The following is an 8,177-nucleotide window of genomic DNA, read 5'->3' on the forward strand; positions in this document are numbered from 1 at the left end:
GTCACGTCCTCGGCCAGGTTCGCCCCGCGATTGACCCCCGACAGCACCAGGTCGGGCTTGGCGCCCTCCATCAACTCCGAAATGGCCAGCATCACGCAATCGGTGGGGGTGCCGGAGGTGGCGAAGCGGCGGCCGTCCAGCTTCCGCACCCGCACGGGGTCGGACAGGGTCAGGGCCCGGCTGGCGCCCGACTGCTCGTATTCCGGCGCACAGATCCAGATGTCGTCGGTCAGGACCTTGGCGATGTTCTCCAGGGCGACCAGGCCTTCGGCTTGGATGCCGTCGTCATTGGTCAGCAGGATTCTCACGCCTCACCACCGATGTGGGTCAGGCCCGGCAGATAGGGATGCAGGGCCTGGGGAATGGCGATGCGGCCGTTCTCGTCCTGATAGTTCTCCATCACCGCCACCAGGGTGCGGCCCACGGCCAGGCCCGAGCCGTTCAGGGTGTGGACGAAGCGCGTGCCCTTCTCGCCGGCCGCCTTGGTGCGGGCGTCCATCCGCCGGGCCTGGAAGTCGCCGCAGTTGGAGATCGAACTGATCTCGCGATAGCGGCCCTCCGAGGGGATCCAGACCTCCAGGTCGACGCTCTTGCGGGCGCCGAAGCCCATGTCGCCGGCGCACAGCAGCATCGAGCGGAAGGGCAGTTGCAGGGCCTTCAAGATCGCCTCGCCGCAGCCGACCATGCGCTCATGCTCGTCGGCCGACTGGTCGGGGGTGGTGATGGACACCATCTCCACCTTGTAGAACTGATGCTGGCGGATCATGCCGCGGGTGTCGCGGCCCGAGGCGCCGGCCTCCGAGCGGAAGCAAGGCGTCAGGGCCGTGAGCCGCAGCGGCAGCTCCTCCTCAGGCGTGATCTGTTCCCGAACCAGGTTGGTCAGCGACACCTCGGCGGTGGGGATCAGCCAGCGACCGTCCGTGGTGTGGAACAGGTCCTCGGCGAACTTGGGCAGTTGGTTGGTGCCGAACACCGCCTCGTCGCGCACCAGCAACGGCGGCGACACCTCGGTATAGCCGTGCTCCTGGGTCTGGACGTCCAGCATGAACTGGCCCAGCGCCCGTTCCAGCCGCGCCAGTTGGCCCTTCAGCACCACGAACCGCGCGCCGCTCATCTTCGCGGCGGCCTCGAAGTCCATCAGGCCCAGAGCCCCGCCCAGGTCGACGTGGTCCTTGGGGTTGGCGATGTGGTTCGGCTCGCCCCAGCGGCGCAGCTCGACATTGTCGTCCTCGTCCTCGCCCGGAGGCACGTCGGCCATGGGCAGGTTCGGCAGGGCGGCCAGCAGATCAAACAGCTCGGCGCTGGCGGCCTTCTCGGCCTCGGCCTGGGCGGCGCCGGCGCCCTTCAGGCTCTCGACCTCGGCCAGCAGGCGCTGGGCCTGCGCCTCATCCTTCTGGGCCTTGGCCTGGCCGATCAACTTGGACAGCTCGTTGCGCTTGGCCTGGGCGGTCTCGGCGGCGGTCTTGGCGCCGCGCACCTTGCCGTCCAGCTCGATCGCCTGGGCCGCGGCCCCGGATCGTCCCTTCGCAGCCCAGGCTTTCTCGTAAAGCTCAGGGGTTTCGCGAATGGCTCGAATGTCGTGCATGGGGTCCGCCGTGGAGTGAGCGGCTTTCTCTAGAGCGCGCCGACCCCGGGGCCAACCCCTCTAGACCGGCACGACGGCCGTGCCGGCGTCCTCGCGGGCGCGGCGGCGGTCGATGAGGGCCACGCACCAGATCGAGATCTCGTAGAGCAGGATGATCGGCGCCGCCAACATGGTCTGGCTGATGGGGTCGGGCGGGGTGACGATGGCGGCCACCACGAAGATGCCGACGATGGCGTAGCGGCGGCCGGTCCGCAGCATCTTGGAGTCCACGATGCCGGCCATCCCCAGCAGGGTCAGCACCACCGGCAGTTGGAAGCACAGACCGAACGCCAACAGCAGGGTGGTCACCAGGGTCAGGTAGTCCGACACCTTGGGCAACAGCTCCACCGAGATCGCGCCGACACCGGTGATCTGCTGCGACAGCGAGAACCACAGGACGAAGGGCAGGATCATGAAATAGACCAGGGCCGTGCCCAGGGCGAACAGGGCCGGCGCGGCCATCAGGAACGGCAGGAAGGCGTGGCGTTCCTTCTTGTAGAGGCCCGGCGCCACGAAGCCGTAGATCTGCCAGGCCAGCACCGGGAAGGTCAGGATCACCGCCCCGAAGCCCGCCAGCTTCAACTTGGTGAAGAAGAACTCCAGCGGCGCGGTGAAGACGAATTTCAGCCCGGCGCCGGCGACGCTGGGCACGGCCTTCAGGCCGGTCAGGGCCAGCAGCAGGTCGAAGGGACCGGCGCGACCCCCGCTGGCCTTTTCCGCGGCCATCAGTTGGGCGGCCACCTCGAAGGGATGCAGCAGGACGATATAGATCTGGGTGGCGAAGCCGAAACAGATGGCGAAGCCGATGGCCAGGGCCGCGACACAGATGATCAGCCGGGTGCGCAGCTCGACCAGATGGTCCAGAAGCGGCGCGCGGGAGGACTCGATTTCGTCGTCGACGTCGCTCAAGAGACCGTCCCCTTGGCAGGCCGCGCGGCAGGCGGCTTTTTCGACGCCGGCTTGGCGGCGGCGACCTTCACGGCCTTGGGCTTGGGCTTGGCCTTGGGCGTGGGCTTGGGCGTGGGCGTGCCGGCCGCTTTCACGCTCTTAGCGGCCGCCGCCGCCTTGGGCGCGCGCGGCGTCTTGGGCTTGGCGGCCGGGGCGGGCGTCACCGCCTGCGCCGCCTCGGGCTCGCCGGCGTACTGGTGGCTCATCGGCGGGTGGAACTGGATGCCGGCGCCCTGCAGGCTGTCGCCGATCTCGTTGAACACCTGGTTGATCTCGACATTGGACGCCTCCGAGGCCGCCTGGTCGGCGACCTGGCCGCGCCGCATGGCCTCGACCTCCTTGCGCAGGTCGTCCAGCTCCGACTGCCGGGCCATCTCATCGAAACTAGCGCGGAAGTCGTCGGCCATCGAGCGCAGACGCGCCACGAACTGCCCCAGCTTGCGCAGGAGCATGGGCAGATCCTTCGGCCCCACCACGATCAGAGCGACCGCGGCGATCAGAAGGAGCTCCGTCCCGCCGACATCAGGAAGCATGCGCTATGCCTAAACGATCAAAACCCACGCCGATCAGGACCGGCGTGGGTGGAATTCCGGGAATGGCAGCCGATTAGCTGCGGGCTTCGTCTTTTTCGCTGGGAAGCGGCTTGGCGGCGGTCGAATTGGCCACCTCGTCGCCATCCTTCAGGCCGTCCTTGAAGGCGCGGATACCCTTGGCGGCGTCGCCCATGATCCCCGACAGCTTGCCGCGGCCACCGAAGAGCAGCAGCACGACCACCGCGACAACGATCCAGTGGATGGGCCCGAAAGCACCCATGACAATACTCCTTTGCGCCGGCGGCCAGGGAGGGCCACGCGCCAGTTGTGATATTCCGATGCAATATAGTCGTTTCGGTGACGTCGCGCCAATCGGATCGGCAGGAACCTGCCGGTTCCATCAGCTCTCGTCTTCGCCGCCCAGGAAGTCTGTATGGAATTCGGGCGCCGCATCGTCCTCGATGGGGTCCTCGTCAGCGTCCAGCCCGCCCCCCGGATTGGGAATGGCGAAGTCCGGCGGCAGATCCAGGCTGAGCAGGCCGGCCGCCTTCATGTCCGCCATGCCCGGCAGGTCGGCCAGGGCCGCCAGGCCGTAGTGCTCCAGGAAGGCGTCGGTGGTGCCATAGGTGACGGGACGGCCTGGCGTGCGGCGGCGGCCGCGCATCCGAACCAGGCCCAGCTCCAGCAGGACGTCCAGGGTGCCGCGGCTGGCCTGCACGCCGCGGACCGACTCGATCTCCGCCCGGGTCACCGGCTGATGATAGGCGATGATCGCCAGGGTCTCCTGGGCGGCCTTGGAAAGACGGCGCGGTTCCTCCCGCTCCTCGGTCATCAGGAAGGCGAGGTCGGCGGCGGTCTGGAAACGCCAGCGGTCGGCGACGCAGACCAACTCCACCCCCCTGCCCTCATAGGTCTTCTGCAGGGCGGCGATGGCGGCCTCGACATCGGAATTGGCCGGCAGGCGCTTGGCGATATCGTCCAGGCTGAGCGGTCCCGCCGCGGCGAACAGCAGCGCCTCGGCCTGGCGCTCGGCGGGCAGGGTCACGCCGCGGCTCCCCGGCGGGCGCGCAGGAAGATGTCGGCGAAGGCCTCGAGCTGGCGGGCCTCCATGGCCCCCTCCTTCACCAGTTCCAGGCTGGCCGAGAGGGTCGAGGCCACATAGGACGCGCGGCTCGGCCCGGTCTCGGCGCTTGGCGCCATGGGCGCGATGCCCTGCAGCGAGGTCCAGCGCGACAGGTCGGGCAGCATCTCGCGCAGCCGGTCGCGGGCCTCCTCCAGCGGATAGGCCTGGGGTGCGCGCGGGGTGTAGTGGCGATCCTGCTCCTTCTTCCGCTGGGCGATATAGGCGCTCATCAGGCCATAGAGGTCGCCCTCCAGGCGGTTGGAGGGGATGATCTGGATGGCCTGCGGGTCACCGCGCAGGAAGACCTCCCGGCCCAACTGCGCCCCGTCGCGCAGGGTCTCGGCGGACTTGCGCATGGCGTCCAGCTTGGCCAGGCGGAAGGCCAGTTGCGCGGCCATCTCCTCAGCCGGCGGCTCCTCGGCCTTGGGCCGTTCGGGCTTGGGCAGCAGCAGGCGGGACTTCAGATAGGTCAGCCAGGCGGCCATCACCAGATAGTCGGCGGCCAGCGAGAAGCGGATGCGCCGGGCCTGTTGCACGAAGGCCAGGTACTGGTCGGCCAGCTTGGTGATCGACAGCTTCATCAGGTCGACCTTCTGGCTGCGCGCCAGGGCCAGCAGGACGTGCAGCGGCCCTTCATAGCCGTCCAGGTCGATGATCAGGGCTTCGCCGTCCTCGGCCGCCGTGGTCGCCGCCTCGAAGTCCAGATTGGGTTGGAAGGTGTTGCTCAAGACCAGCGCCCCTCGAAGGCCGCGTCGAATCGGGCGCGGGCCTCCTCAACATCGAAGGGCTCGGGGACGCGGGCGATGCGACCCAGGGCCGCGCGGGCCCGCTGGGCGGCGCGTCCGGCCAGGGGCCGTGTCCCGGCGACCACCGCCTGCATCTCGGCCATGTCGCCGTTGCAGTGCAGAACCACGTCGCAACCGGCCGACAGCGCGGTCTTGGCCCGCGTCGTGAAATCGCCGCCCAGCGCCTTCATGGAAAGATCGTCGGTCATCAGCAGGCCGTCGAAGCCGATGGCCTTGCGGATCACCCTGCTGATCGCCCGTTTGGAGGTCGTCGCCGGGCCGCGCGGATCGACGGCCGTGTAGACGACGTGGGCGCTCATCGCCATCGGCATGTCCGACAGCACCCGGAACGGCGCGAAGTCGTGGGCGTCGAGGTCTTCATAGCTGGCCTCGACCACCGGCAGATCGTGGTGGCTGTCGGCCATGGCGCGGCCGTGGCCGGGAATGTGCTTGATCACCGGCAGGACGCCCCCGGCGATCAGGCCCTCGCAGGCCGCCCGGCCCAGTTGGGCCACCCCCTCGGGGGTCTTGGCATAGGCGCGGTCGCCGATGATGTCATGGGCGCCCTCGCTGGGGACGTCCAGCACCGGCACGCAGTCGACATTGATCCCCAGGGACGACAGGTCGTGGGCCAGCAGGCGCCCCCCCAGGCGGGTGATCTCCCGGCGCAGCAGCGGATCGTTGGCCGGAAGCTCGCCATAGGCCCGGCCAGGCGGATAGCGCCGCCAGTGCGGCGGCCCCAGGCGGGCGACCCGGCCGCCCTCCTGATCGATCAGGATCGGCGCCTCGGGCCGGTCCACGCAGGCGCGCAGGGCCTGCGTCAGCGCCCGCACCTGATCGGGGCTCTCGACATTGCGCTTGAAGAGGATGAACCCCCAGGGACGCACGTCGCGGAAGAAGGCCTGCTCCTCCGTGGAAAGGGTCAGGCCCGCACAGCCGAGGATGGAGGCGCTTATGCTCACTTCACGAAGCAGCTCTTGCCCGCGGCCTTGAGCTGATCGCAGAAGGCGGTGGCGTCGGCGCGGCTCGCGAAACCGGTCACCGAGGTCCGGTAGAGGGTCGCGCCGTCCTTCTGGATGGCCTCGACCCGCTTGCCCTTGCCCGCCGTCGCGCCGGGCGCGATCCGGGCCGCGTCGCTCCAGCCCTTGTCGGCCAGGGCCGAGGTCGAAAAGGCGCCGATCTGCACGGCGGCCGCGCCGCCCGCGGCGACAGGAGGCGTGGCGGCCGGCAGGGTGGGCTTCAGGGCCGGGACCGGCTTGGGCTCCGGCGAGATGGGCATGGCTGCGACCGGCCCGGTCTGCTGCGGCTTGGCGATGACCGGCGCCGGGATGGGCGCGGGCTTGGCCGCGGGGGTCACGACAACTGACGGCGCGGGCTCACGGGCGGCGGGCTGCTCTGGCGGGGCGGTGAAGTTGGGAGCGGTCGGGGCCGCGGCGCCTTCGGAGGACTGATAGATCTGCAGGCCCGCGGCCGGGTCCACCGGCTGCGCCTCGGCGGGCGCGGGGCCCTTGATGGCGCCCACGGGGGTTCCCACCGACTGCGGCGCGGCGCCGGCCTGGCGGACGCCGGAGCGATAGAAGACCACGATCGCCACCACCAGGCCGATCAGGACCAGGGCGCTGACGATCAGCATCATCGGGGCCGGACGGGTCCCCCGCACCGGCTGGCGCGCGTCGAAGGACAACGGCGCGTCGGTGGGCGGCGTATAGGCTCCGCGATCGGAGTTGGTCATCGAAGGCTCCCAAGGGAATCGAAAGCGCGCGCGAAACGAATCGCGCGGCGTCAGCGGCATTGTATCGAAGGCGGGCGGGCTTCGAACCGCCCCGGACGCCTAATTCCAGACGTCGAGGTGGAAAAGCCTGCGGTGCTCTTCGATGGCGAAACGGTCGGTCATGCCGGCGATGTAGTCGCACACCACCCGGGCGCGGCCGGCGTCGTCGCGGTTCTGCGACCGGGCGAACCACTCCGTCGGCAGGACATCGGGTTCGCTCATGAACAACTGGAACATCTCGGCCAGAATACGGCGGGCCTGGGAGCGCGTGCGGTTCACCTTCCAGTGCCGGTACATGCGGTTCATCAGGAATTCCCGCAGCCGCCCCAGGTCCTCCAGCATCTCACGCGAGAAGGCCACCAGGGCGTGGTCCAGGTGGCGAACCTCATCGGCCGAAGCGACCTTGGACGAAATCGCCCGCCGGTTGGTCTCGGCGAGCACGTCGTCGATCATCGCCCCGATCATCCGGCGCACCGCCTCCAGACGGATGATGCCGGGGTCGATGTCGGGGTATTCCTTGTAGACGCCCGCCAGGATCGGGCCGATCAGCGGCACGTCCAGCAGCTCCTTCAGGTGGAACAGGCCCGCCTGCACCCCGTCGTCCACATCGTGGTTGTTGTAGGCGATGTCGTCGGCGAGCGCCGCGCACTGGGCCTCCGCCGAGGCCCAGGTGTCGAGGCCCAGGTCGTACTCGGCGTCGAACTCGGTGATCGCCTTCCAGGAGGGCTCGCTGAGCTTGGCCGTCACCGGGCCATTGTGCTTGATCACCCCTTCCAGGGTCTCCCAGGTCAGGTTCAACCCGTCCCAGCGGGGGTAGCGGCGCTCCAGCTTGGTGACCACCCGGAAGGTCTGCACATTGTGATCGAACCCGCCGAAGGGCTGCATCTGCACCTGCAGCTCGTCCTCCCCGGCGTGGCCGAAGGGCGGGTGGCCCAGGTCGTGGGCGAGCGCGATGGTCTCGGCGAGGTCGGCGTCCAGCCCCAGCGCCGTGGCCAGCGACCGCGCCACCTGCGCCACCTCCAGGGAATGGGTCAGGCGGGTGCGGAAATGGTCGCCCTCGTGGGCCACAAAGACCTGGGTCTTCTCCTTCAAGCGCCGGAAGGCGGTGGCGTGGATGATCCGGTCGCGGTCACGGGCGAAGGGGGTGCGGTTACGGCTCTCGGGCTCCTCAACCTTGCGGCCCAGGGACAGGCCGGGATCTTCGGCGTAGGGCGCACGGGGCGGAACCGTCAAAGCCATGTATGCTCGCAAATATCGGATGGCCCCTTGGTGAGAAGCCGTTGGACCCTCATATAGTCCACACAGGGCTTTTACGCATCATGACCACATCAGACCTCACCCTCTCCCCGACCGCGGCCCAAAGGCTGCATGACCTCAGCAAGGCCGAGGGTCA

Annotated in this window: 10 protein-coding genes; all 10 read right to left on the bottom strand. The window is 69.1% G+C overall.

Annotated elements, in window-relative coordinates:
- Window positions 1-308: 5'/3'-nucleotidase SurE (locus AAC997_RS18485; RefSeq protein ID WP_340647176.1), on the bottom strand; the 308-nt coding region annotated here is incomplete at its 3' end.
- The gene (gene serS / locus AAC997_RS18490; RefSeq protein WP_340647177.1) at window positions 305-1,585 is read right to left on the bottom strand and encodes a serine--tRNA ligase; all 1,281 of its coding nucleotides are present in this window, start codon (window positions 1,583-1,585) and stop codon (window positions 305-307) included. The genes AAC997_RS18485 and serS, both read right to left, overlap by 4 nt.
- Before the next feature lie 60 nt (window positions 1,586-1,645).
- Window positions 1,646-2,533 (bottom strand): twin-arginine translocase subunit TatC, encoded by an 888-nt coding sequence (tatC, locus tag AAC997_RS18495; protein WP_340647178.1) that lies wholly within the window; start codon window positions 2,531-2,533, stop codon window positions 1,646-1,648.
- Complete coding sequence (tatB, locus tag AAC997_RS18500; protein ID WP_340647179.1) at window positions 2,530-3,105, bottom strand: Sec-independent protein translocase protein TatB; 576 nt, start codon at window positions 3,103-3,105, stop codon at window positions 2,530-2,532. The genes tatC and tatB overlap by 4 nt, the downstream gene beginning before the upstream one ends.
- Before the next feature lie 73 nt (window positions 3,106-3,178).
- Window positions 3,179-3,385 (bottom strand): twin-arginine translocase TatA/TatE family subunit, encoded by a 207-nt coding sequence (gene tatA, locus AAC997_RS18505; protein ID WP_340647180.1) that lies wholly within the window; start codon window positions 3,383-3,385, stop codon window positions 3,179-3,181.
- Window positions 3,386-3,505: 120 nt separating this feature from the next.
- Entirely contained in the window at window positions 3,506-4,150 is a 645-nt protein-coding gene (scpB, locus tag AAC997_RS18510) for an SMC-Scp complex subunit ScpB (RefSeq protein WP_340647181.1), read from the bottom strand.
- Window positions 4,147-4,956, bottom strand: a complete 810-nt coding sequence (locus tag AAC997_RS18515) for a ScpA family protein (RefSeq protein ID WP_340647182.1) — start codon at window positions 4,954-4,956, stop codon at window positions 4,147-4,149. Before AAC997_RS18515 ends, scpB begins: the two co-directional genes overlap by 4 nt.
- Window positions 4,953-5,975, bottom strand: a complete 1,023-nt coding sequence (gene nagZ, locus AAC997_RS18520; protein WP_340647183.1) for a beta-N-acetylhexosaminidase — start codon at window positions 5,973-5,975, stop codon at window positions 4,953-4,955. The genes AAC997_RS18515 and nagZ overlap by 4 nt, the downstream gene beginning before the upstream one ends.
- Window positions 5,972-6,745: an SPOR domain-containing protein gene (locus tag AAC997_RS18525; protein ID WP_340647184.1), complete on the bottom strand. Its 774-nt coding sequence runs from the start codon at window positions 6,743-6,745 to the stop codon at window positions 5,972-5,974. The genes nagZ and AAC997_RS18525 overlap by 4 nt, the downstream gene beginning before the upstream one ends.
- Window positions 6,746-6,844: 99 nt before the next feature.
- The gene (locus AAC997_RS18530) at window positions 6,845-8,023 is read right to left on the bottom strand and encodes a deoxyguanosinetriphosphate triphosphohydrolase (RefSeq protein ID WP_340647185.1); all 1,179 of its coding nucleotides are present in this window, start codon (window positions 8,021-8,023) and stop codon (window positions 6,845-6,847) included.
- Window positions 8,024-8,177: the final 154 nt, after the last annotated feature.

This window comes from Phenylobacterium sp. (genome assembly GCF_037968635.1).
Classification (GTDB): Bacteria; Pseudomonadota; Alphaproteobacteria; order Caulobacterales; family Caulobacteraceae; genus Phenylobacterium.